This window comes from Pseudomonas sp. NFIX28, from assembly GCF_900107395.1.
GTDB lineage: Bacteria > Pseudomonadota > Gammaproteobacteria > Pseudomonadales > Pseudomonadaceae > Aquipseudomonas.
Genome location: NZ_FNPW01000002.1, coordinates 343,144 through 364,070, shown reverse-complemented (window position 1 = coordinate 364,070; position 20,927 = coordinate 343,144). Strand labels below are relative to the sequence as shown.

Here is a 20,927-nt window from a genome sequence, read left to right as displayed (position 1 = left end):
ACCTCGGGTATCATACACGCACGTGATTTTTGGGGCCATTTATGCGGATCATCAGTGTGAACGTCAATGGTATTCAGGCTGCAGTGGAGCGAGGTTTGCTCAGTTGGTTGCAAGCACAGAATGCCGACGTCATCTGCCTGCAGGACACCCGCGCCTCCGCCTTTGAACTGGACGATCCAGCCTTCCAACTGGATGGCTACTTCCTTTATGCCTGCGATGCCGAAGTTCCCGCCCAAGGCGGTGTGGCTTTGTATTCGCGGTTGCAACCGAAGGCTGTCATCAGCGGTCTCGGCTTCGAGACGGCCGACCGCTACGGGCGCTACCTGCAAGCCGATTTCGACAAGGTCAGCATCGCGACCTTGCTGCTTCCTTCCGGGCAGAACGGCGATGAAGACTTGAACCAGAAGTTCAAGCTTATGGACGACTTCGCCCGCTACCTGGATAAACAGCGGCGCAAACGTCGCGAGTACATTTATTGTGGCTCGCTGTACGTGGCGCAACAGAAGCTGGATATCAAGAACTGGCGCGACAGCCAGCAATCTCCGGGCTTCCTGGCGCCTGAGCGTGCCTGGATGGACGAGATTGTCGGCAATATGGGTTATGTCGACGCCCTGCGCGAAGTCAGCCGCGAAGGCGATCAATACAGCTGGTGGCCGGACAACGAACAGGCCGAGATGCTCAACCTGGGCTGGCGCTTCGACTATCAGCTGCTGACCCCGGGCCTGCGTCGCTTCGTTCGCAGCGCGCGCCTGCCACGCCAGCCGCGCTTCTCGCAGCATGCGCCGCTGATCGTGGACTATGACTGGACGCTGACCATCTAAGCGCCTTTTCGCAGACACAAAAAAGCCGACATCGCTGTCGGCTTTTTTGTGCGCGCTCGGTTTACTTGATCAATCGCCAGGTGAATGGGTAACGGTACGCCACCCCTTCATTAGCCTTGACCCCAGCGATGATGGTCAGCACCAGGGCGCCGATCGCCAGCAGACCGAAAAGCAGGAAGCCCACCAGCACCACCATCAGCAGGAAGCAAACCAGCGAGGCGATAGCCACCGTGATCTGGAAATTCAGCGCCTCCTTGCCTTGGGCATCGATAAACGGGTCCGTCTCGCGCTTCATCTGCCAGAGCACCAACGGGCCGATCAGGGTGCCGAACGGAATCCAGATCCCCAGCAAGGCCGACAGGTGACAGAACATTGCCCACTGACGCACCTCATGGCTCGGGACAGGCTGCGGAAGCTGGTCGTCACTCATGGTGCCCTCCTTGCTGAAAGTCGCCGGGCAATCAGTCAGCCAGGGCTGCCTGTTGCAATTCAAAGATCTCGCTCATGCCTTTCTTGGCCAAGGCCAGCATGGCGTTCAGTTCTTCCGGCTGGAATGGCGCGCCTTCGGCAGTGCCCTGCACTTCGATGAAACCGCCAGTGCTGGTCATGACCACGTTGAGGTCGGTCTCGGCCGCCGAATCTTCCAGATAATCCAGGTCCAGCACCGGCTCGCCCTGGTACATGCCCACGGACACTGCAGCGATCATTTGCTTGATCGGGTCGCCGCCCTTCAGGCCACCACGCTTCTTGATGACCTTCAGCGCATCCACCAGGGCCACCATGGCACCGGTGATCGACGCGGTGCGGGTACCGCCATCGGCCTGGATCACATCGCAGTCGACATACAGGGTGACATCGCCCAGCTTGGTCATGTCCAGCGCCGCGCGCAGGGAACGGCCGATCAGGCGCTGGATCTCCAGGGTGCGGCCACCTTGCTTGCCGCGGCTGGCTTCACGCTGGTTACGCTCGCCGGTGGCGCGCGGCAGCATGCCGTATTCGGCAGTCAGCCAACCCTGGCCCTGTCCCTTGAGGAAGCGGGGCACGCCGTTCTCGATGCTGACCGTGCAGATCACTTTGGTATCACCGAACTCGACCAGTACAGATCCCTCGGCGTGTTTGGTGTAGTTGCGGGTGATGCGGATCGAGCGGAGCTGATCGGCAGCGCGACCACTTGGACGTTTCATAGGGAAATACCTGTACGGGGACGGAAAACTGCCGATCATTATAGGGCCCGCGGCCTTGCCTGGGCAGTTCTAAAAAGCCCGGCCCGTCGCCGACGCCTCTGGAACGGACCTTCGGTCGCTGCGCAGTGCTTTGTCACACCCGCAATTTGGGAGCATCCGCTGCACTGCGCTACAATCCCGCGCCTTCGCAGCCTGTCGGCTTCAATTCATTCATTTCGGGCCCGTGCAACCCTTCGCAGTTGCTGGCGGACCTGTATCGGAGGTACCTCCATGGTGCACAGCATGACCGCCTTCGCCCGGGTAGAACGGGCCGGCACCCAGGGCACCCTGAGTTGGGAACTGCGCTCGGTCAACAGCCGCTACCTGGAACCGCACCTGCGCCTGCCGGAATCCTTCCGCGACCTTGAAGGCGCTGTCCGTGAAGCGCTGCGCCAGGGACTGTCGCGCGGCAAGCTCGAGTGCACCTTGCGCTTCACCGAGGAAACCACCGGCAAACCGCTGCAGGTCGACCGCGAGCGCGCCGCGCAGCTGGTGGCGGCGGCCGAGTCCGTTGCCAGCCTGATCAAACAGCCGGCAGCGCTCAACCCATTGGAAGTGCTGGCCTGGCCCGGCGTTTTGGTAGCCGATGCCAGCGACCCGCAGGCGCTGAACAACGAAGCCCTGAGCCTGTTCAACCAGGGACTGAAAGAACTGAAGAGCGGCCGCGAGCGCGAAGGCGCGGAGCTGGCGCGCCTGATCAACGAACGCCTGACCTCCATCGAGGAAGACGTCGTGACCCTGCGCGAGCTGGTCCCGCAAATGCTCGCCACCCAGCGCCAGAAGGTTCTCGACCGCTTCGCCGACATGCAGGCCGAGCTGGACCCCACGCGCCTGGAACAGGAAATGGTGATGCTCGCCCAGAAGAGCGACGTCGCCGAAGAACTGGACCGCCTGAGCACCCACATCATCGAAGTGCGCCGCGTGCTCAAGTCCGGCGGCGCCGCCGGCCGACGCCTGGACTTCCTGATGCAGGAACTCAACCGCGAAGCCAACACACTGGGCTCCAAGGCCTTCGACCCGCGCAGCACCCAGGCTGCGGTCAACCTCAAGGTGTTGATCGAGCAGATGCGCGAACAAGTACAGAATATTGAGTAAGGCTACCCAGACATGAACCACAGCACCGGCACCCTCTACATCATTTCTGCCCCCTCGGGCGCGGGCAAGACCAGCCTGGTCAAGGCCTTGATCGACGCCGACCCGTCGATCCGCGTTTCCGTCTCCCACACCACCCGCGCCATGCGCCCGGGCGAAGTGGATGGCGTGAACTATCACTTTGTCTCACGCGAAACGTTCGTGAAGATGGGTGAACACGGCGACTTCCTCGAGCGCGCCGAAGTCTTCGGCAACCTCTACGGCACGTCCCAAAGCCACTTGCAGCAAACCCTGGACGAAGGTCATGACCTGATCCTGGAGATCGACTGGCAAGGTGCCGAGCAAGTGCGCAAGCTGATGCCCCAGGCTCGCTCGATCTTCATCCTGCCGCCGTCCCAGCAGGCCTTGCGCCAGCGCCTGACCAATCGCGGCCAGGACAGCGACGAGATCATCGAGGGCCGGATGCGCGAAGCCGTCAGCGAAATGAGCCATTACGTCGATTACGACTACCTGATCATCAACGACGATTTTGCCCATGCGCTGGACGACCTGAAGGCGATTTTCCGCGCCAACCAGCTGCGCCAGAAGCACCAGCAACAGCGTTTTGGCAAATTGCTTGCCGAATTGCTGGGCTGATTAGCACTTCCCAAAACCGCTGCAAGCGCTTTACATTGGTGCTTGTAGCGCGTCGGAAAGCTTGGTTAAAAAATCAGCGCTTCCCTAATCGCTGGTGATTTTTTAAACTGTTGAGTCCGCTCGCCCATCCGGGCAGCGCGCATATTGCATTTGCTACGAGGAAGACCATGGCCCGCGTAACCGTTGAAGACTGTCTAGAACACGTGGATAACCGCTTTGAGCTGGTCATGCTCTCTACCAAGCGTGCCCGTCAACTGGCAACCGGCGGCAAAGAGCCGAAAGTAGCATGGGAAAACGACAAGCCTACTGTCGTCGCCCTGCGCGAAATCGCTGAAGGCCTGATCGACTACGCAGCTATCGCCGAAGCCGAAATCGTTGAAGATGAACCGCTTTTTGCTGCATTCGAGGACGAGTCCAACGAGGCCGTCTAAGCCTATGCCTGGTCGACGTAGCACGGCGCGGGATCACAGCTTACGGCAGGAGTCATCATGCCGAGCATAGACGCCCTCGCCGATCGCTTATCGACCTATCTCGGCACGGACCAGGTCAATCTGGTCCGCCGAGCGTATTTCTACGCCGAACAAGCCCATGACGGTCAGCGCCGTCGCAGCGGCGAGGCGTACGTCACGCACCCATTAGCGGTCGCAAACATTCTCGCCGACATGCATATGGACCATCAGAGCCTGATGGCGGCCATGCTGCATGACGTGATCGAAGACACCGGTATCGCCAAGGAAGCGCTGCAAGCGCAGTTCGGTGAAACCGTGGCCGAACTGGTCGATGGGGTCAGCAAACTGACCCAGATGAACTTCGAGACCAAGGCCGAAGCCCAAGCGGAAAACTTCCAGAAGATGGCCATGGCCATGGCGCGCGACATCCGCGTGATCCTGGTCAAACTGGCTGACCGCCTGCACAACATGCGCACGCTGGAAGTGCTGTCCGGCGAAAAACGCCGACGGATCGCCAAGGAAACCCTGGAGATCTACGCGCCCATCGCCAACCGGCTGGGCATGCACAGCATCCGCATCGAATTCGAAGACCTTGGCTTCAAGGCCATGCACCCGATGCGTTCCGCGCGGATCTACCAGGCGGTCAAGCGCGCCCGGGGCAACCGCAAGGAAATCGTCAACAAGATCGAAGAATCCCTGAGCCACTGCCTGGCCATCGACGGCATCCAGGGCGAAGTCAGCGGCCGCCAGAAACATCTGTATGGCATCTACAAGAAGATGCGCGGCAAGCGCCGGGCCTTCAACGAGATCATGGACGTCTACGCGTTCCGGATCATCGTCGACAAGGTCGATACCTGCTACCGCGTGCTCGGCGCCGTGCACAACCTGTACAAGCCGCTGCCGGGCCGCTTCAAGGACTACATCGCGATTCCCAAGGCCAACGGCTATCAGTCGCTGCATACGACGCTGTTCGGCATGCACGGCGTGCCGATCGAGATCCAGATCCGCACCCGTGAAATGGAAGAGATGGCCAACAACGGCATCGCCGCCCACTGGCTGTACAAATCCAGCGGCGACGAGCAGCCGAAGGGCACCCACGCCCGGGCTCGCCAATGGGTCAAGGGCGTGCTGGAGATGCAGCAACGCGCCGGCAACTCCCTGGAATTCATCGAAAGCGTGAAGATCGACCTGTTCCCGGACGAGGTCTACGTGTTCACGCCGAAGGGCCGGATCATGGAGCTGCCCAAAGGCTCCACCGCGGTGGACTTCGCCTACGCGGTGCATACCGACGTCGGCAACAGCTGCATCGCCTGTCGGATCAATCGCCGCCTGGCGCCGCTGTCCGAACCGCTGCAAAGCGGCTCCACCGTGGAAATCGTCAGCGCCCCGGGCGCCCGGCCCAACCCGGCCTGGCTCAACTTCGTGGTTACCGGCAAGGCTCGCACCCATATTCGCCACGCGCTGAAGCTGCAACGCCGTTCCGAATCCATCAGCCTGGGCGAACGCCTGCTGAACAAAGTGCTCAATGGTTTCGACAGCTCGCTGGACAAGATCCCGGCCGAACGCGTGCAAGCCATGCTCACCGAATATCGCCTGGAGCTGATCGAAGACCTGCTGGAAGACATCGGCCTGGGCAACCGCATGGCTTATGTGGTCGCCCGCCGCCTGCTCGGCGAAGGCGAGCAGTTGCCAAGCCCGGAAGGCCCGCTGGCCATTCGCGGCACCGAAGGCCTGGTCCTGAGCTACGCCAAATGCTGCACGCCGATTCCGGGCGACCCGATTGTCGGGCACCTCTCCGCCGGCAAGGGGATGGTGGTGCACCTGGACAACTGCCGCAATATCAGCGAAATCCGCCACAACCCGGAAAAATGCATCCAGCTTTCGTGGGCCAAGGATGTCACCGGCGAATTCAATGTCGAGCTGCGCGTCGAACTGGAACACCAGCGTGGCCTGATCGCCCTGCTGGCCAGCAGCGTCAACGCGGCCGACGGCAATATCGAGAAAATCAGCATGGACGAACGCGATGGTCGCATCAGCGTGGTCCAACTGGTGGTCAGCGTGCACGACCGTGTGCACCTGGCCCGCGTGATCAAGAAACTGCGCGCCCTGACCGGGGTCATTCGCATCACTCGCATGCGTGCATAGCTCGCTATACAGCCCGCCCATTACAAGGAGTCATTCATGACCAAAACCGTCATCACCAGCGACAAGGCACCCGCCGCGATCGGCACCTATTCCCAGGCGATCAAGGCAGGCAACACCGTCTACATGTCCGGCCAGATCCCGCTCGATCCAAAAACCATGGAACTGGTGGAAGGCTTCGAAGCCCAGACCGTCCAGGTCTTCGAGAACCTCAAGTCCGTAGCCGAGGCCGCCGGTGGTTCGTTCAAGGACATCGTCAAACTGAACATCTTCCTCACCGACCTGAGCCATTTCGCCAAGGTCAACGAGATCATGGGCAAGTACTTCCAGCAGCCTTACCCTGCCCGCGCCGCCATCGGCGTTGCCGCCCTGCCAAAAGGCGCGCAGGTTGAAATGGATGCCATCCTGGTCATCGAGTAACACGTCCGGCGCGGCTACCCAGGCCGCGCCGTCTTCGTTCTGAAAGGATTTCCTCATGCGCAAAGCGCTAGCCCTCTCGTTGTGCGCCCTGTTTCTCGGTGGCTGCGCCAGCGACCCCGCCGACCGTGATATCAGCGGCACCTGGATCAACCAGGTCGCCATCGACGCCGCCGCCAAGGGCGGACCGCTGCGCGAGGCACTGCAAGGCTACGGCCCGAACCTGGAATGGGACGTCAACACCAAGGCCAGCCAGGCGCGCTATACCAACGGCTTCGAAAACGTCGAAGGCAAGGTGCTGGCGGAAGAGTCCGGCTCCTGGAAAATCGATTTCTACGGCAGCTCCGCCAGCGAATTGAAACGCGACGGCAAGCAACTGCTGCAAGAAGCCAACGACAACGAGCCGGAGCAGGTCTTCGACCGTCCCAAGGATCCGGCCCCGGAAGGCGCGCCACTGGGCGCCAACTTCGAGCGCGCCCTGTATTCGGCCTACCTGGGTGGCGAATGGAAAATCGTCAACGGTCCGGGCGAAGGCGGCACGGTGCTGTTCCAGTCCAATGGCCAGGTCATGGGCCTGCCGGGCGCCGATCGCTACGCGCTGTGCCTCGCCGGCGACTGCGCCTCGATGAGCGGCGGCTACGACAACCTGTGGCTGCAGCTCAACGGCCAGGGCAACCCGTGGATCTTCGCGCGCAACGGCGAGCAACTGGAGATCTTCCAGCCCATCAACGCCTCCCGGGCGGATGAGGTGCCTTCGCTCACCCCAGGCACGCGTCAGTGGCTACTGGAAAAACAGTGACCCAGTAAAAAGGAGCCCCAAGGCTCCTTTTTCTTTATCCAGGCATGCGGCTCAGTCCTGCTCTTGGATAATCTGCGCATACCCTTCGCGAAAACTTGCATACCGCGGAACCCAGCCCAGGGCCCTGGCGCGGGCATTGCTGCAACGCTTGCTGCCGGAGCGGCGCACGCTCGAGCTTTCCGCCCACTCGGTGACGCCCAGGTATTCCCGCAGCCAACCCACCACCTCGGCCAGCGGCACCGGCGCATCGTCGACCCCGATATAGCAATCCTCAAGCGCCACGCCACGCTGATCGGCTTGCAGCAGGAAGGCCAGCAACCCCGCGGCATCGTCGGCATGAATGCGGTTGCCATACAACGGTGGATCGATGGCGACGCGATAACCCTGGCGCACCTGATTCAACAGCCATTCCCGCCCAGGGCCGTAGATCCCGGTCAAACGCACCAGGCTGGCGGGAATGCCGCTCTGCAAGGCCACTTGCTCGGCCTCGAGCATCACGCGCCCGGAATAGCCGTCGGCCTGCGCGGGTGAGGTCTCGTCGATCCACTCGCCGTTCTTCTGCCCATAGACGCTGCTGCTGGAAACGAACAGCAGGCGCTTCGGTGATTGGCCGTTGCGCTTGAGCCAACCCAGCACATGGGTCAGCCCCTCGACATAGGCTGCGCGGTAGCCTGCTTCGTCATGCTCGGTGGCGGCCGCGCTGTACACCAGGTAATCCAACGGTGCAGTGGGCCAGGCCGGCGGGCACTGTTCGCTGAACAGGTCGCCCGCCACGCCGATCACCCCTTCCGGCAATTGCGAGATCGTGCGTCGCAGGCCGTAGACCTGCCAGTTTGCAGCCAGCAGTTGCTTCGCCAGGCGGCTGCCGACATCACCGCAACCAGCGATCAGAACAGAAGGGGCGGACATCGGAAAACTCCTATCAGAAAGGCACAGACTAGCGTCGGCAATGGACGAGCGGCTAGCAATCAAAGAAAAAAAGATACTCTATTACTTCTGTTAACAAGAATTAGTTGCAATAATGATGGCCCATTTGTTCTCGGCCCTGCGAGGCCTAGAAGGACACTTAACCCCTTTTCCCTCTCAGGTCCGGCCAGCATGACACGCAATCAATTCTCCGCTTCGCCAACCCAACGCCCAAGCCCGCTGCGCGCCATGAGCGCGGCCGCAGCGTTGCTGTTCAGCCTGCTGCTGGCACCGACCGCGGCCTTCGCCGATGAGCAGGCCCCGACTGGCGCCGCGACACCTGCGGCAGCCCACGCGCCGGCCGACGCCGCAGCGCCGGTAGCCGCTCCAGCCGCTGCAGCACCGGCACCTGCCGAAGGCGAGCCGGCCGGGGATGCACCGGAAGTCCTCGAAGCGGACAACACCCTGGGCATGGCACACGACCTGTCTCCTTGGGGCATGTACCAGAACGCCGACATCATCGTGAAGCTCGTGATGATTGGCCTGGCCATCGCCTCGATCATCACCTGGACCATCTGGATCGCCAAAGGCTTCGAGCTGATGGGCGCCAAGCGTCGCCTGCGCGGTGAAATCCTCAACCTGAAAAAGGCCACCACCCTCAAGGAAGCCAGCGTCACCGCCGCCAAAGAAGGCACCCTGGCCAACCTGCTGGTCCATGACGCGCTGGAAGAAATGCGCCTGTCTGCCAACAGCCGCGAGAAAGAAGGCATCAAGGAACGCGTCAGCTTCCGCCTCGAGCGCCTGGTAGCCGCCTGCGGCCGCAATATGAGCAGCGGCACCGGCGTGCTCGCCACCATCGGTTCCACCGCGCCCTTCGTCGGCCTGTTCGGTACCGTGTGGGGCATCATGAACAGCTTCATCGGCATCGCCAAAACCCAGACCACCAACCTCGCCGTCGTCGCCCCCGGCATCGCCGAAGCCCTGCTGGCCACCGCCCTGGGCCTGGTCGCGGCCATTCCGGCAGTGGTCATCTACAACGTCTTCGCCCGCTCCATCGCCGGCTACAAGGCCCAGGTCTCCGACGCCTCCGCGGAAGTCCTGCTGCTGGTCAGCCGTGATCTCGATCACCTGCCGACCACCGAGCGCTCCGCGCAACCTCATGTGGTCAAAGTAGGGTAATCAACCATGGGCCTGCATTTGAAAGAAGGCGCGGAAGACGATCTCGCCGAAAACCACGAAATCAACGTCACGCCTTTCATTGACGTAATGCTGGTGCTGCTGATCATCTTCATGGTCGCCGCGCCGCTGGCGACCGTGGACATCAAGGTCGATCTCCCGGCCTCGACGGCCAAACCGGCACCACGACCTGAGAAACCAGTGTTTCTCAGCGTCAAGGCCGACCAACGCCTGTACCTCGGCGACGACGAAGTGAAGGCCGAAGCGCTCGGCGCCACCCTCGACGCCAAGACCCAGGGCAAGAAAGACACGACGATCTTCTTCCAGGCCGACAAAGGCGTGGATTACGGCGACCTGATGAGTGTGATGGATGCCCTGCGGGCCGCCGGATACCTGAAGGTCGGTCTGGTCGGACTTGAGACGGCTACCAAGAAATGATCACGACGCGCCAAAAACTGACGCGTTACAGCGGTAGCCTGGCCATCGTTCTGGGCGTCCATGCGGTCGCGATTCTGCTCGCGCTCAACTGGACCTCCTCCACACCGGTCGAACTGCCCCCCCAGGCGATGATGGTCGAGCTGGCGCCGCTCCCGGCTCCGCCTCCTCCAGCACCGCCCAAGGTCGTGACGCCACCGCAGCCACCGGCTCCGGTCGAAGAGTTGCCGCTGCCCAAACTCGCGGAAGCGCCGAAGCCGACGATTTCCGTGCCCAAGCCGGTCAAACCCAAGCCCAAGCCGCAACCACCCAAGCCGGTGGAGAAAAAGCCGGAACCGCCGAAGGAAAAGCCGAGCGAAGACAAACCCAGCGACGCTCCGCCAACACCGAGCACGGCACCGTCCTCGGCACCGGCTCCAGGCCCTTCGCCGGCGCAGATCGCCGCCAAGGAAAGCTGGCAAGGCACGCTGCTGGCGCACCTGGCCAAATACAAGAAGTACCCGCCGGGCGCTCAGGCACGCGGCAAGGAAGGCCTGAACCGCCTGCGCTTCGTGGTCGACGCTCAAGGCAACGTGCTGTCCTATGAACTGGTCGGGCGCTCAGGCAACGCCGATCTGGACCGGGCCACCCTGGAAATGATCCGTCGCGCCCAGCCGCTGCCCAAGCCGCCGGCGGACATGCTCAACAACGGCTCGATCGAAATCGTCGCGCCCTTCGTCTACTCCCTGGAGAAACGTCGCCGCTGAGCATGACGCACAGGCAATCCCCAGCAAAAAGGCACCCAAAGGTGCCTTTTTGCTTTTCCAGGCATGACCTGCATGCATTGCCCGGTGTCACAGCAAGCACTCCGTCTGATAACGTGCGTCTATCGATTGCAGCCGGTATGCTTGGCCCGCAACCTCATGGACGTCCGCTATGACTCTTACTGAATTACGCTACATCGTTACCCTCGCCCAAGAGCAGCACTTTGGCCACGCGGCCGAGCGTTGCCATGTCAGCCAGCCGACCTTGTCGGTGGGCGTGAAGAAGCTTGAAGACGAACTCGGTGTGCTGATTTTCGAGCGCAGCAAGAGTGCGGTACGTCTGACTCCGGTCGGCGAAGGCATCGTCGCCCAGGCGCAAAAGGTCCTCGAACAGGCCCAGGGCATTCGCGAACTGGCCCAGGCCGGCAAGAACCAGCTGACCGCCCCGCTGAAAGTCGGCGCGATCTACACCGTCGGCCCGTACCTGTTCCCGCACCTGATCCCGCAACTGCACCGGGTCGCCCCGCAGATGCCGTTGTACATCGAAGAGAACTTCACCCACGTGCTGCGCGACAAGCTGCGCAACGGCGAACTGGACGCGATCATCATCGCCCTGCCGTTCAACGAAGCCGATGTGCTGACGCTGCCGCTGTACGACGAACCGTTCTACGTGCTGATGCCAAGCGCACACGCCTGGACCCAGAAAGAAACCATCGACGCCAACCTGCTCAACGACAAGAGCCTGTTGCTGCTGGGCGAAGGCCACTGCTTCCGCGACCAGGTACTCGAGGCCTGCCCGACCCTGGCCAAAGGCAATGATGGCGCCAAGCACACCACGGTGGAGTCCAGCTCCCTGGAGACCATTCGCCATATGGTCGCTTCGGGCCTTGGCATCTCGATCCTGCCGCTCTCGGCGGTGGACAGCCATCACTACGCCCCGGGCGTGATCGAAGTCCGCCCACTGACTCCGCCAGTGCCGTTCCGCACCGTGGCGATCGCCTGGCGCGCCAGCTTCCCGCGGCCGAAAGCCATCGAGATCCTTGCCGACTCGATCCGCCTATGCTCGGTGGCCAAGCCGCCTGCCGCGAGCTAAGCCGTCGCGATGACTGAGCTGTCGAACGTGCCGGTCACGGCACTCAAAGGCGTCGGCGAAGCCATGGCCGAGAAGCTGGCCAAGGTCGGCCTGGAAAACCTCCAGGACGTGCTGTTCCACCTGCCCCTGCGTTATCAGGACCGCACGCGCGTGGTGCCGATCGGCGCGCTGCGCCCCGGACAGGACGCGGTGATCGAAGGCACCGTCAGCGGCGCCGACGTGGTGATGGGCAAGCGCCGCAGCCTGCTGGTACGCCTGCAGGACGGCACGGGCGGACTCAGCCTGCGCTTCTACCATTTCAGCAATGCGCAGAAGGAAGGCCTGAAGCGCGGCACCCGTGTGCGCTGTTATGGCGAAGCCCGTCCCGGCGCCTCGGGGCTGGAAATCTATCACCCGGAATACCGCGCCATCAGCGGCGATGAACCGCCGCCCGTGGACCAGACCCTGACGCCCATCTACCCACTCACCGAAGGCCTGACCCAGCAACGCCTGCGCATGTTGTGCCAGCAGAGCCTGGCCCTGCTCGGCCCGCGTAGCCTGCCGGACTGGCTGCCGCAAGAGCTGGCGCGGGATTATCAACTGGCGCCGCTGGACGATGCGATTCGCTACCTGCACCACCCGCCGGCCGATGCCGATGTCGACGAACTGGCCCTGGGTCACCATTGGGCCCAGCACCGCCTGGCGTTCGAAGAACTGCTGACCCATCAGCTGTCCCAGCAGCGCCTGCGCGAAAGCCTGCGCTCGCAACTCGCCCCGGCGCTGCCCAAGGCCACCCGGCTGCCGGCGCTGTACCTGAAGAACCTTGGCTTTGCGCCCACCGGCGCGCAGCAGCGGGTCGGCAACGAAATCGCCTATGACCTCAGCCAGCCCGAGCCGATGCTGCGGCTGATCCAGGGCGACGTCGGCGCCGGTAAGACCGTGGTCGCCGCCCTCGCCGCCCTGCAAGCGCTGGAGGCCGGGTATCAGGTGGCGCTGATGGCGCCGACCGAGATCCTCGCCGAGCAGCACTTCATCACCTTCAAGCGCTGGCTCGAGCCATTGGGCCTGGAAGTCGCCTGGCTGGCCGGCAAGCTCAAGGGCAAGAACCGCACTGCGGCCCTGGAACAGATCGCCGCCGGGGCGCCGATGGTGGTCGGCACCCACGCGCTGTTCCAGGACGAAGTGCAGTTCAAGAACCTGGCGCTGGTGATCATCGACGAACAGCACCGCTTCGGCGTTCAGCAACGCCTGGCCCTGCGCCAGAAAGGCGTGGGCGGACGCCTGTGCCCGCACCAGCTGATCATGACCGCCACGCCGATTCCGCGAACCCTGGCGATGAGCGCCTACGCCGACCTGGACACCTCGATCCTCGACGAACTGCCCCCGGGCCGCACGCCGGTGAACACCGTGCTGGTCACCGATTCGCGGCGGGTCGAAGTCATCGAGCGGGTGCGCGCCGCCTGCGCCGAAGGGCGCCAGGCCTATTGGGTGTGCACGCTGATCGAGGAATCCGAGGAACTGACCTGCCAGGCCGCGCAAACCACTTACGAAGACCTCAGCAGCGCCCTGGGCGAGCTGCGGGTCGGCTTGATTCATGGGCGCATGAAGCCGGCGGAAAAAGCCGAAGTCATGGGCCAGTTCAAAGCCGGCGAGCTACAGCTGCTGGTGGCCACCACCGTGATCGAAGTCGGCGTCGATGTACCCAACGCCAGCCTGATGATCATCGAGAACCCCGAGCGCCTGGGCCTGGCCCAGTTGCACCAGCTGCGCGGCCGCGTGGGCCGGGGCAGCGCCGCCAGCCATTGCGTCCTGCTTTATCATCCACCGTTGTCGCAGATCGGCCGCCAGCGCCTGGGCATCATGCGCGAAACCAACGATGGTTTTGTCATCGCCGAAAAGGACCTGGAACTGCGCGGCCCCGGCGAGATGCTCGGCACCCGCCAGACCGGCCTGCTGCAATTCAAGGTCGCCGACCTGATGCGCGACGCCGACCTGCTGCCGGCCGTGCGCGACGCCGCCCAGGCGCTGCTCGAGCGCTGGCCGCATCACGTCAGCCCGCTGCTGGAACGCTGGCTGCGCCATGGGCAGCAATACGGCCAAGTGTGAGCAGCGTCTCAGTTAAGGGGCGAATGCCCCGATCAAGCTGGTTATACTCCTGAAATTGTTTGAAAACGGATACAGACCATGACAGAAGTTGCCCTCGCCACCGCAGCCCCGCACGCTCCGTCTGTAATCCGGCTGCTGCTCGGCAAGCTGGACATCGGCTTCACGGAAGTCCTCGACCACCCCGGCCTGTCGGCCGCGCGCAAGGTACAGGCGGTCCTGCTGGACGACGCCGTCGGCGCGCTGATGGTGCTGTTCCCGCAGAGCCAGTTGCTGGACCTCAACCGCCTCGCCGAACTGACCGGCCGCCGCCTGACCGCCGTCTCCACGGAACGCCTGGAGCGCATGCTCGGCAAACACAACCTGAGCCTGTTGCCCGGCCTGCCGGCGCTCACCAGCTCGCCCTGCCTGTATGAAGAAAGCCTGCTGCGCGAGCCGACCCTGCTGATCAACTCAGGCGAGCCGGGCCTGCTGCTGGAAATCACCAGCGACGCGTTCAAAAGCATGCTGAGCAAGGCCAGCGCCGGCAACTTCGGCGAGGCACTGAGCAGCATCCGCCCGAACCTCGACCGTCCGGACGACGACCGCGAGGAAATCACCCAGGCCATGCAGGCCTTCACCGCCCGGCGCATCCAGCAACGCCTGGAAGCGACCATCGAGATTCCGCCGCTCGCCGAGACGGCACAGAAGATCATCAAGCTGCGGGTCGACCCCAACGCCACCATCGACGACATCACCGGCGTGGTGGAAACCGACCCGGCCCTGGCCGCGCAAGTGGTCAGCTGGGCCGCCTCGCCCTACTACGCCTCGCCGGGCAAGATCCGCTCGGTGGAAGACGCCATCGTCCGCGTATTGGGTTTCGACCTGGTGATCAACCTGGCGCTGGGCCTGGCCCTGGGCAAGACCCTGAGCCTGCCCAAGGACCATCCGCAACACAGCACGCCGTACTGGCAGCAGTCGATCTACACCGCCGCCGTCATCGAAGGCCTGACCCGCGCCATGCCGCGCGCCCAGCGCCCGGAAGCCGGCCTGACCTACCTCGCCGGCTTGCTGCACAACTTTGGCTATCTGCTGCTGGCCCACGTCTTCCCGCCGCACTTCTCGCTGATCTGCCGGCACCTGGAGGTCAACCCGCACCTGTGCCACAGCTACGTCGAACAGCACCTGCTGGGCATCAGCCGCGAACAGATCGGCGCCTGGCTGATGCGCTACTGGGACATGCCGGACGAGTTGTCCACTGCCCTGCGCTTCCAGCACGACCCGAGCTACGACGGTGCCTACGCCGAGTACCCGAACCTGGTATGCCTGGCCGTGCGCCTGCTGCGCAGCCGCGGCATCGGCTCCGGCCCCGTCGAAGACATTCCCGATGCCCTGCTCGAACGAGTCGGCCTGTCCCGCGACAAGGCTGAAGACGTGGTCAGCAAAGTCCTCGAAGCCGAAGTGCTGCTACGCGAACTGGCCTCGCAGTTCAGCCAGCACTGAAACCCACAAAAAAGCCCCGCTCCCGTAGGAGCGAGGCTTGCCCGCGATCATCTCCGGCTTGTATACAGCCCGCCCTCAAGCCTTCGGCTTGGCCTTCTTCGGCTTCAGGTACTTGGTCAGCCCCTGGAACCAGATCACCAGCGCCGGGTTGCCCTTGATCTGAATCGACTTGTCCTGAATCCCGGTCATAAAGGCCAGTTGCTTGTTCTTCGCCTGCATCGTGGCAAAACCATAGGCCGCATCTTTAAAGGCAATGACAAATGCCGGCTCGGGATGCACCCCCGATTTGCTGGTAATCCGCTGATCCTTCACCAAAAAATGCCGTGCCACCTTGCCGTCCAGCGTCTGCAGCTGAAACACCAGCGCCTTGTCACCCAACTGCTGCTGGAATGCCGGATTGGTCCGACTGGCCTTGCCCATCAACAGGCCCATCATCCACAGAAGAAAACGAAATTTCATGCGCAAAGCCCCAAAGGAAAAATGAACGGCTGGCGCAGTGTAGCGGCTTCGGAGGGGAACGCCACAGTTATGCAGCGTTAGAGAAAGATGAATGTCTTTTTAGCGAAAATGACCACCAAGTCACTTCAAACTCCCTGTAGCCGCTGCCGCAGGCTGCGATCGAGTGCGCAGCACTCGCAAAGGGATGTGGACCCAACACTATCGTTGCTCAAGGCAACTGCTGTAAGCCCGAGCAAAACGCTCGTCATACCTCAACACCACCGGTTCCTCAGGATCCACCGTGATATCCAGCAACGCCCCATCGTTCACGCCATACCTCACCCACCCAAGCGTGCCCGTCCCCTGCGTATCGAAAAACACCTTGGCCCGGATCGTCTCGCCATCGTCCTCGTCGATCAGCAAGTTGGCCTTCTCTTTGGCGACCTCCCGAAAAGGAAAATTGCTGCTCCTGAGCAACTCGGTGAGGTAACCGTAACAACCCTCTCCCGATTCTTGGGCTTCAGCTGAACAGGTCATGATCGGCAGCAGCGCTCCGAGCAACACTCCAGTGCCAAGCCTGCTCATACGCTTTACAGAGAACAAGCCTTCAAATGCGTTAAAGGAAGGGTGCTGAATGACAAACCTCATGGATTTTTCCACCTTAAACAAGAGAACTCGCGACAACTCGTCATAGTCATGCCTGGCGACCTCCATCCTCATGAGGCCCCAAAGCTGATCAAAGAATCGGGCATGCTGCCGACTCCTTCATCTGGAAGTATTCCCGGTCGGGGTAGCTGGGATTACCTGGTGTGTAGCAGGTTGTCGATACCCGCACCTGATCGCAGGGAAGGAAGTGAACCTGGAGTGCACAGACTTTCTCCCCGTACTGCGGGATATCCACAACAGCGCGATGTTGGGTGTACTTGGCAGCGTGCTTTCGGTATGCCTCTCGATAAGCGTCCGTTCCAAGGGGAGGCCAATTTACAGACTCACCTGGATGGGGATCCTTTTCCCACATCACTGTTGCCTTCAAACCCGGGCGCCAATCGCGGGGTAAAGCAGCGCAACAAACCTCACCCCCACCAGCCAAATTCGGACCAAGATTTGGGCCACCGGCCCCGTTAATGGTGAAGGAATTGATAGTCGCCGAAGTGTGGTTGTATCCGGTTACTGGTGCGCTCAACATTTGCGGGCCGGTCTGACACGCTAAAAGCATCAGTATCCCTGCTATCCCAACTGTCATTCACCCAAGCAATGCTCCTCTCCTTATCAGTCCGGGCATACTTTTGGCTCCGGCATATTCATCGGAAAGTTGTAGGGGTAACCAGCGTACCCAGGAGTAATGCCTGTAGCCGAAACCCGCACTTCATTACAGGGGAGAAAGTGAACATTCAGACTTCCGGGCTCGTTATACCTCGGAATTTCAACCGTCACCTTATGACGTGTGTACTGCCGCTTTTTTGCTTCCATCCGCTTGGTCCAGGCATCTGAGTAAGACTGCTCTGGCCATATCTTCGAAGAGTATGGATCAGAGTCCTTTTCCCACTCGACAATCGCCCTCAGCCCTGGCGTCCAATATCTCGGTACCACCCCACAACAAACCTGACTGCCCCCTCCCTGATGAGGCCCCACATTTCCGCCACCTGCACCATTGACGCTGAACCAATTGATAGCGGCCGAGGTATGGTTGTACCCAGCCACCGGAGCACTCAGCATTTCCTGACGAGCCTGGCATGCAGAGAGCATCAGCGCGCCCAACATCCCCAGCGCCATTCCTCCGAACAATCGCCGCTGGTTCATATCAGCCACCGCGTCGGTCGTTGGTGACAACGAAGGAGTCATCCTTCGGCCCTTCTTTATTCGCCGCCAGCACACCGCAACCCCCTACCTGCACATAAACAAATACGTATTATCTATGTTTTACAAATCACCGAAAATCCTCTGCACTTTTCGGAAGGGCTTCAATACCTTTTGAGGCTGCTCGACTGACGAATGCATAGCCACCTGCCTCGCAAGATTTTCTAAGAATGGCTTTATCATCTTTCAACACGGTCAAGAAACTAACAAAAGCTTGCGCAACAAGATATGTATACTTGCCATTGTAGAATTTAATTATATCTAAATTTACGCTCCCCTCCGAGGCATTAACAACATAGAATCGTCCTTCTGGTGGAAGTTTACTCCTGGGATAAAAAAGTTCTATTTTTTCAGGAGCACCATATCGATACTGCACATACCCCGAACTCGGCTTATCATTACCGGAAGCACACACCGATACAATTTTCCCGCCCGGAAGTGGACAACTGAAGTAGATATCTTCATATGACTCACACAGAGTAATATCCGCCTCCTCTGCAAAAATTGGAGACACAACAAAACTGAATATACAGAATACAAACAAAACTTTAAGACTATTTTTTCTAGGCATACACCATCCTATATATTCAGATCAACCGATCCAAAATCCATATCCCCGCCCACATATGCAACAGCCTTAGCATAATCGATGGGGGGTTACTTTTTATTCATAATGGATACCGTTTTATAGAACCCATCCCAATGAACCAGTTCGCAGATGGACAATTTCATTTACACGAACGCAGGTGAACTGGTTCACACAAGAAAGTCTTTCAGCGGCACCTCTTATATAAGTAAACTGGCCTCTTGTTATTGGCTATTTAGTAAAACACCAAAAATCGGAAAAAATGGCATCGAGCTAATTGGATCCGTATGACTTACTGACTGAGTCAGACTCAAATGCCCCCTCAAAAATTAAGGATTGTCGTATATTACCTTTTGTGCAAAACGGCCCTCATCAATTAAGTCTTTCTCTTTGATACCATACTGACTAATGAGATCATCGAAAGACCCAGAAGAACCAAATGACCGATATGAATTGCTAAAATTATAATAAACCAACTCTCCATCCTTCGAGTAGTAACCATGCCACTCTGGGCAAGAGCCACACCCACCATAGCCACCTATGGAAACTACACCTCCCTTATTACCTTTTAGACAGGCCATAGAGACCACTACATTTGATAAGGACTCTACATTTTCACCAGAGCTTGTGAGTTGAGAGATTTTATCGATTTTACGACGATTTTTTTTACCATTAATATTGATAACTTGATCAGTACATACAGGTAACCCTCCATGAGCCTGCGATATTTCTACTGTGTCCTTCAGGCAATGCGATACCAACTCCACTTTAACCCCATCACAGCTCATGACATCCTTCTTTATATACGACTCAAAATCTGGAGAAGACACAGCCGACCCAGACAATAAAAAATACAGAAAAAAACAAATAACTTTATTATTGAACATATACAAAGACCTCTACTCTAAAAACCTAAAACAAAACCCACCTCCATACATAGTTCACTTTCACCAACCAACACTTTCAACGATCTCATACTCTTCATACGACATACTTCTCTCCAACGCCAATCAAGCCCAATATCAAACTCCGCATCGAATGCCATACATTTTTACAACCTCGACCTTCCCTTGATATGTGAACTTAATCTCTACATCTCTGTCGTCAGACTCTTGATACTCTGAGAAATTATATTTCTTGAGTACCTTATATGAGATCTTCAGCCCTCCATCTCTTGAACTGTAACTTCCCGCATTTTCGTCTCTATCCTTGCCAACTAGCTCAATGATGCTTCCATTTTTCTTGAGATAAATAAAATCTTCTATTTCTACGGCAGTCAGCGATGAGTTTTCGCTTACGCCGAAAAGGCTATATTGGCACCTGTAGTTTTCATCCGAATGCTCTTCATTGAACTTCTCCAATGCCTCTTCATAGGTGATAACGTCAAACCCTTTGCTTATATTATTTTTCTCCGCACATGCAGCCCCACTCAGAAAAAGCAAACATGCCAATGTGCGTACCATGAAAGTTTTAAAAAAAGCAATATTAAAGTTCATGTCAGTTCCTAACAGTTCATTCTGAAACACAAAAAAGCCTTCGGCTTAACCTTCTCCAGCCCCCATTCACCAATGTGTTGGCTTTTGCCCACGGTAAGGTGCTCATCGATGTAGGGTTTCGGGTGATTCAGCAGCAAACAGTAGAACCCGTCCCACGGCATGACGAGGAGCGGCTGGTAGTCTTGTGTTCGGTGGTCATCCATGTACCTCAGTGGAACGATGAAAAAAGTGGCTCTCAAAATACTGACGCTACCAAGCAGAGCACTTAACGACTGTAGGAAAACACCAAATATCGACAGGAGAATTCCTATTTGATGTGCAACTCATAAAAGATCTGTCTGGGGCTGTTACCAAGCCCCACGGAATACACCTTGTCATAAAATGCGGTAATCCTGTCGTTGCAGCCACATACCCTTCCCGTTATCCTTCCGCCGTCGCTGCAAAATCAGCGACCGGGCTTGGTAACCCGATGAGTAAACGGCGCGTAAGCGCCCTCCATGACGAATGCTGGCGCTTTTTTTGCGCCTGCATTTTCGTTATGGCAGCTGTGCGCGGGAGACCTTCGGGTCTGCCGGGCTCGTTTACCCCGGTTTACCAACCTGCGTACAGCTGCCACCTATTCGCTTGGTAACGAAAAAGTGGCGGCTCTAACCCAGTAAACGGAGTTACTGCCATGAACGTTATCGTCCTAACCAGAGCCCACTTCCAAACTGGAGGTGAGCAATGACCAGCACCATCAAAACCATCGGCATCGTCACCTTCGCCGACTGCGGCGAAAAAGAACAAAGCTTGTTCCGCGTCAATCCAGATATCCCAGCTCGGGAAGCCTTGGAGCATGCTTCCAACCTGTTCTACTACGCCAAGAAACTCATGCTCGATGCCGCGATGGAGGAGCAAGGAGAGCGTTATGCTTGGTCAGCTTACTATCTGTGCGAAATGGGCAAAGCTGTAGTGGATGACCTTTCGAATGCCATTTCGCCAAGTCAGTAAAAACAGTACTCAATGAACATTTGATACATAGAAGGCAAGCCATTAAAACTAATGGCTTGCCTAG

General features: G+C 59.3%; 24 protein-coding genes. 14 read left to right on the top strand and 10 right to left on the bottom strand.

Features of this window, described 5'->3' with window-relative positions; genetic code table 11:
* The first annotated feature begins 41 nt into the window (after positions 1-41).
* Entirely contained in the window at positions 42-821 is a 780-nt protein-coding gene (locus tag BLV20_RS05125; protein WP_003176915.1) for an exodeoxyribonuclease III, read from the top strand.
* Positions 822-882: 61 nt separating this feature from the next.
* Here the strand turns inward: BLV20_RS05125 and BLV20_RS05120 are convergent, their stop codons facing one another.
* Positions 883-1,251, bottom strand: coding sequence for a DUF4870 domain-containing protein (locus BLV20_RS05120; RefSeq protein WP_092297872.1), 369 nt, complete (start codon positions 1,249-1,251; stop codon positions 883-885).
* Between the two features lie 31 nt (positions 1,252-1,282).
* Complete coding sequence (gene rph / locus BLV20_RS05115) at positions 1,283-2,005, bottom strand: ribonuclease PH (protein ID WP_092297869.1); 723 nt, start codon at positions 2,003-2,005, stop codon at positions 1,283-1,285.
* Between the two features lie 270 nt (positions 2,006-2,275).
* Between rph and BLV20_RS05110 the strand changes: the two genes are divergently transcribed.
* The 6 genes from BLV20_RS05110 to BLV20_RS05085 all read left to right on the top strand — a co-directional run bounded on the left by BLV20_RS05110 (position 2,276) and on the right by BLV20_RS05085 (position 7,579).
* Complete coding sequence (locus BLV20_RS05110; protein WP_092297866.1) at positions 2,276-3,139, top strand: YicC/YloC family endoribonuclease; 864 nt, start codon at positions 2,276-2,278, stop codon at positions 3,137-3,139.
* A 12-nt stretch (positions 3,140-3,151) separates the two neighbouring features.
* Positions 3,152-3,772 (top strand): guanylate kinase, encoded by a 621-nt coding sequence (gene gmk / locus BLV20_RS05105; protein WP_092297863.1) that lies wholly within the window; start codon positions 3,152-3,154, stop codon positions 3,770-3,772.
* A 167-nt stretch (positions 3,773-3,939) separates the two neighbouring features.
* Complete coding sequence (rpoZ, locus tag BLV20_RS05100) at positions 3,940-4,203, top strand: DNA-directed RNA polymerase subunit omega (protein WP_007921129.1); 264 nt, start codon at positions 3,940-3,942, stop codon at positions 4,201-4,203.
* A 57-nt stretch (positions 4,204-4,260) separates the two neighbouring features.
* Positions 4,261-6,366, top strand: a complete 2,106-nt coding sequence (gene spoT / locus BLV20_RS05095) for a bifunctional GTP diphosphokinase/guanosine-3',5'-bis pyrophosphate 3'-pyrophosphohydrolase (protein WP_092297860.1) — start codon at positions 4,261-4,263, stop codon at positions 6,364-6,366.
* A gap of 36 nt (positions 6,367-6,402) precedes the next feature.
* Entirely contained in the window at positions 6,403-6,783 is a 381-nt protein-coding gene (locus BLV20_RS05090; protein ID WP_007921133.1) for a RidA family protein, read from the top strand.
* Between the two features lie 55 nt (positions 6,784-6,838).
* On the top strand, positions 6,839-7,579 hold the full coding sequence (locus BLV20_RS05085) for a putative periplasmic lipoprotein (protein ID WP_092297857.1): 741 nt from the start codon (positions 6,839-6,841) through the stop codon (positions 7,577-7,579).
* A 51-nt stretch (positions 7,580-7,630) separates the two neighbouring features.
* On the opposite strand, the gene BLV20_RS05080 is transcribed toward BLV20_RS05085, so the two are convergent.
* A complete protein-coding gene (locus BLV20_RS05080; RefSeq protein ID WP_092297854.1) occupies positions 7,631-8,488 on the bottom strand; it encodes an SDR family oxidoreductase in 858 nt (285 codons plus the stop codon).
* A gap of 189 nt (positions 8,489-8,677) precedes the next feature.
* On the opposite strand from BLV20_RS05080, the gene exbB reads away from it, so the two are divergent.
* The 6 genes from exbB (at position 8,678) to BLV20_RS05050 (ending at position 15,496) form a co-directional block, all read left to right on the top strand.
* Positions 8,678-9,664, top strand: a complete 987-nt coding sequence (exbB, locus tag BLV20_RS05075; RefSeq protein WP_092297851.1) for a tonB-system energizer ExbB — start codon at positions 8,678-8,680, stop codon at positions 9,662-9,664.
* 6 nt (positions 9,665-9,670) lie between these two features.
* A complete protein-coding gene (exbD, locus tag BLV20_RS05070; protein WP_007921142.1) occupies positions 9,671-10,099 on the top strand; it encodes a TonB system transport protein ExbD in 429 nt (142 codons plus the stop codon).
* Positions 10,096-10,842: an energy transducer TonB family protein gene (locus BLV20_RS05065; protein WP_092297848.1), complete on the top strand. Its 747-nt coding sequence runs from the start codon at positions 10,096-10,098 to the stop codon at positions 10,840-10,842. Before exbD ends, BLV20_RS05065 begins: the two co-directional genes overlap by 4 nt.
* Before the next feature lie 169 nt (positions 10,843-11,011).
* The gene (locus BLV20_RS05060; RefSeq protein WP_092297845.1) at positions 11,012-11,932 is read left to right on the top strand and encodes a hydrogen peroxide-inducible genes activator; all 921 of its coding nucleotides are present in this window, start codon (positions 11,012-11,014) and stop codon (positions 11,930-11,932) included.
* A 9-nt stretch (positions 11,933-11,941) separates the two neighbouring features.
* On the top strand, positions 11,942-14,017 hold the full coding sequence (gene recG / locus BLV20_RS05055) for an ATP-dependent DNA helicase RecG (protein WP_092297842.1): 2,076 nt from the start codon (positions 11,942-11,944) through the stop codon (positions 14,015-14,017).
* 78 nt (positions 14,018-14,095) lie between these two features.
* On the top strand, positions 14,096-15,496 hold the full coding sequence (locus BLV20_RS05050) for an aminoacyl-tRNA deacylase and HDOD domain-containing protein (RefSeq protein WP_092297839.1): 1,401 nt from the start codon (positions 14,096-14,098) through the stop codon (positions 15,494-15,496).
* Between the two features lie 75 nt (positions 15,497-15,571).
* On the opposite strand, the gene BLV20_RS05045 is transcribed toward BLV20_RS05050, so the two are convergent.
* From BLV20_RS05045 to BLV20_RS05015, 7 genes are all read right to left on the bottom strand, one after another.
* Positions 15,572-15,955: a helicase gene (locus BLV20_RS05045; protein ID WP_092297836.1), complete on the bottom strand. Its 384-nt coding sequence runs from the start codon at positions 15,953-15,955 to the stop codon at positions 15,572-15,574.
* A 198-nt stretch (positions 15,956-16,153) separates the two neighbouring features.
* Positions 16,154-16,582, bottom strand: a complete 429-nt coding sequence (locus BLV20_RS05040) for a hypothetical protein (protein ID WP_256577662.1) — start codon at positions 16,580-16,582, stop codon at positions 16,154-16,156.
* A gap of 88 nt (positions 16,583-16,670) precedes the next feature.
* A complete protein-coding gene (locus tag BLV20_RS05035) occupies positions 16,671-17,120 on the bottom strand; it encodes a Tli1a family immunity protein (protein WP_256577673.1) in 450 nt (149 codons plus the stop codon).
* 83 nt (positions 17,121-17,203) lie between these two features.
* The gene (locus BLV20_RS05030; RefSeq protein WP_371914297.1) at positions 17,204-17,734 is read right to left on the bottom strand and encodes a Tli1a family immunity protein; all 531 of its coding nucleotides are present in this window, start codon (positions 17,732-17,734) and stop codon (positions 17,204-17,206) included.
* A gap of 127 nt (positions 17,735-17,861) precedes the next feature.
* Positions 17,862-18,362 (bottom strand): hypothetical protein, encoded by a 501-nt coding sequence (locus BLV20_RS05025; RefSeq protein WP_092297833.1) that lies wholly within the window; start codon positions 18,360-18,362, stop codon positions 17,862-17,864.
* 344 nt (positions 18,363-18,706) lie between these two features.
* A complete protein-coding gene (locus tag BLV20_RS05020) occupies positions 18,707-19,264 on the bottom strand; it encodes a hypothetical protein (protein ID WP_092297830.1) in 558 nt (185 codons plus the stop codon).
* Positions 19,265-19,399: 135 nt separating this feature from the next.
* Complete coding sequence (locus tag BLV20_RS05015) at positions 19,400-19,873, bottom strand: hypothetical protein (protein ID WP_092297827.1); 474 nt, start codon at positions 19,871-19,873, stop codon at positions 19,400-19,402.
* 723 nt (positions 19,874-20,596) lie between these two features.
* On the opposite strand from BLV20_RS05015, the gene BLV20_RS05005 reads away from it, so the two are divergent.
* Positions 20,597-20,863, top strand: coding sequence for a DUF3077 domain-containing protein (locus BLV20_RS05005; RefSeq protein WP_092297821.1), 267 nt, complete (start codon positions 20,597-20,599; stop codon positions 20,861-20,863).
* Positions 20,864-20,927: the final 64 nt, after the last annotated feature.

Excerpts from the sequence above, each read along its gene's own strand:
- BLV20_RS05125 (WP_003176915.1), top strand. The coding sequence starts at position 42 with ATGCGGATCATCAGTGTGAACGTCAATGGTATTCAGGCTGCAGTGGAG.
- BLV20_RS05120 (WP_092297872.1), bottom strand. The coding sequence starts at position 1,251 with ATGAGTGACGACCAGCTTCCGCAGCCTGTCCCGAGCCATGAGGTGCGT.
- rph (WP_092297869.1), bottom strand. The coding sequence starts at position 2,005 with ATGAAACGTCCAAGTGGTCGCGCTGCCGATCAGCTCCGCTCGATCCGC.
- BLV20_RS05110 (WP_092297866.1), top strand. The coding sequence starts at position 2,276 with ATGGTGCACAGCATGACCGCCTTCGCCCGGGTAGAACGGGCCGGCACC.
- gmk (WP_092297863.1), top strand. The coding sequence starts at position 3,152 with ATGAACCACAGCACCGGCACCCTCTACATCATTTCTGCCCCCTCGGGC.
- rpoZ (WP_007921129.1), top strand. The coding sequence starts at position 3,940 with ATGGCCCGCGTAACCGTTGAAGACTGTCTAGAACACGTGGATAACCGC.
- spoT (WP_092297860.1), top strand. The coding sequence starts at position 4,261 with ATGCCGAGCATAGACGCCCTCGCCGATCGCTTATCGACCTATCTCGGC.
- BLV20_RS05090 (WP_007921133.1), top strand. The coding sequence starts at position 6,403 with ATGACCAAAACCGTCATCACCAGCGACAAGGCACCCGCCGCGATCGGC.
- BLV20_RS05085 (WP_092297857.1), top strand. The coding sequence starts at position 6,839 with ATGCGCAAAGCGCTAGCCCTCTCGTTGTGCGCCCTGTTTCTCGGTGGC.
- BLV20_RS05080 (WP_092297854.1), bottom strand. The coding sequence starts at position 8,488 with ATGTCCGCCCCTTCTGTTCTGATCGCTGGTTGCGGTGATGTCGGCAGC.
- exbB (WP_092297851.1), top strand. The coding sequence starts at position 8,678 with ATGACACGCAATCAATTCTCCGCTTCGCCAACCCAACGCCCAAGCCCG.
- exbD (WP_007921142.1), top strand. The coding sequence starts at position 9,671 with ATGGGCCTGCATTTGAAAGAAGGCGCGGAAGACGATCTCGCCGAAAAC.
- BLV20_RS05065 (WP_092297848.1), top strand. The coding sequence starts at position 10,096 with ATGATCACGACGCGCCAAAAACTGACGCGTTACAGCGGTAGCCTGGCC.
- BLV20_RS05060 (WP_092297845.1), top strand. The coding sequence starts at position 11,012 with ATGACTCTTACTGAATTACGCTACATCGTTACCCTCGCCCAAGAGCAG.
- recG (WP_092297842.1), top strand. The coding sequence starts at position 11,942 with ATGACTGAGCTGTCGAACGTGCCGGTCACGGCACTCAAAGGCGTCGGC.
- BLV20_RS05050 (WP_092297839.1), top strand. The coding sequence starts at position 14,096 with ATGACAGAAGTTGCCCTCGCCACCGCAGCCCCGCACGCTCCGTCTGTA.
- BLV20_RS05045 (WP_092297836.1), bottom strand. The coding sequence starts at position 15,955 with ATGAAATTTCGTTTTCTTCTGTGGATGATGGGCCTGTTGATGGGCAAG.
- BLV20_RS05040 (WP_256577662.1), bottom strand. The coding sequence starts at position 16,582 with ATGAGGTTTGTCATTCAGCACCCTTCCTTTAACGCATTTGAAGGCTTG.
- BLV20_RS05035 (WP_256577673.1), bottom strand. The coding sequence starts at position 17,120 with ATGTTGAGCGCACCAGTAACCGGATACAACCACACTTCGGCGACTATC.
- BLV20_RS05030 (WP_371914297.1), bottom strand. The coding sequence starts at position 17,734 with ATGAACCAGCGGCGATTGTTCGGAGGAATGGCGCTGGGGATGTTGGGC.
- BLV20_RS05025 (WP_092297833.1), bottom strand. The coding sequence starts at position 18,362 with ATGCCTAGAAAAAATAGTCTTAAAGTTTTGTTTGTATTCTGTATATTC.
- BLV20_RS05020 (WP_092297830.1), bottom strand. The coding sequence starts at position 19,264 with ATGTTCAATAATAAAGTTATTTGTTTTTTTCTGTATTTTTTATTGTCT.
- BLV20_RS05015 (WP_092297827.1), bottom strand. The coding sequence starts at position 19,873 with ATGAACTTTAATATTGCTTTTTTTAAAACTTTCATGGTACGCACATTG.
- BLV20_RS05005 (WP_092297821.1), top strand. The coding sequence starts at position 20,597 with ATGACCAGCACCATCAAAACCATCGGCATCGTCACCTTCGCCGACTGC.